This is a genomic window from Rubripirellula obstinata, assembly GCF_001642955.1.
Lineage (GTDB): Bacteria > Planctomycetota > Planctomycetia > Pirellulales > Pirellulaceae > Rubripirellula > Rubripirellula obstinata.
On record NZ_LWSK01000303.1, the window covers coordinates 1 to 1,060 of the forward strand.

Genomic DNA, 1,060 nt, shown 5'->3' on the forward strand with positions numbered 1-1,060 from the left:
GTAAGCCGAACTCCCAGTGAGTTCGGATCTACCAAAGGGTTCCTCACGTTTTCAATCCACACGCCCCGCCGCGAAGCGGCTTACTTGAACCATGGGTTGTTCCGGAGCGGGGCTTGCACGCTTGTTTTTCTGCTTGCAAGTCAAATCTTCCCGCCCGGAAAACCCGGACGTTATCCGACTGACGAATCGTTACTGAAGAACCATGTCTGACTTTGAGCCTGTCGATCTTCAGCGCATGCCGGACTACACTCGATTTGAAGACGCGTCCGGTTTGGAGTACGAAGTCTACGGAGGAGAATCGCGTCTGTCGGTCGCGTTTGAGATTGCCGCAAACTCGACCGCCGTTGTCAAACTTGCGGAGGGATTGATTCGCTCATTCATCAAGTTTGACGGAGTGTATGCTGCCAATCATTGCGAGGTGCTCGCCAGCCCCGAGGACGACGGTTCCGTATCGCTAATCCGGTATTCCTTCGAGTCGGCATCCGATCCCCACGAATTCGGCTACACCTACTATGATGTGTATGTTGCCCTCCGCGATCCACCGTCACCACGGTTTCACCCAACCAAGTTTGTTGTGGGGTTCTGGTAACGGATAACAATGCCGTGCACACGGAGCACGGCTTGCAAGGTTTTACAAATCGAAAGTCGTCTCTCCGTGCCCGGTGACGGCTAACGTTATCCGACTGAGCAGCGGACACTGACTGCCCGCCTCGCGCCCTGCGGGGCATCTCTAACGCTCGACCAAAACCGCTTTGCCCCCAACGCTCGACCAACATCGAAGTGCCGACTGCCCTGCGGGGCATCAACCAACGCCTGAATTCCAATGCTCAACTAATGCCGACGTGCCGGATGCACTGCGTGGCACCAACCAACGACTGTCTTCGTTTGCTCGATTTAACACTCCCCACCGAAACTTGCTTGACCGACCACTCTTTGCTACGATTTACATACGGTGATGGACACCCACGTGGACGAAGTCCGCGCCGACGGACCGCATCGCAACGGTGTATTGCGGATAACCATTGCATGCACCGGAGTGGCGGCCGCACACTTTTCTCTC

The 1,060-nt window shown here is 55.8% G+C and carries 1 protein-coding gene; it reads left to right on the top strand.

The annotated features are described in order from the left end of the window. Positions 1-202 precede the first annotated feature (202 nt). Positions 203-589: a hypothetical protein gene (locus RC85_RS25980; RefSeq protein WP_068267878.1), complete on the top strand. Its 387-nt coding sequence runs from the start codon at positions 203-205 to the stop codon at positions 587-589. The last annotated feature ends 471 nt before the right edge of the window (positions 590-1,060 follow it).

Coding starts and splice junctions, on each gene's coding strand:
- RC85_RS25980 (WP_068267878.1), top strand. CDS start 203: ATGTCTGACTTTGAGCCTGTCGATCTTCAGCGCATGCCGGACTACACT.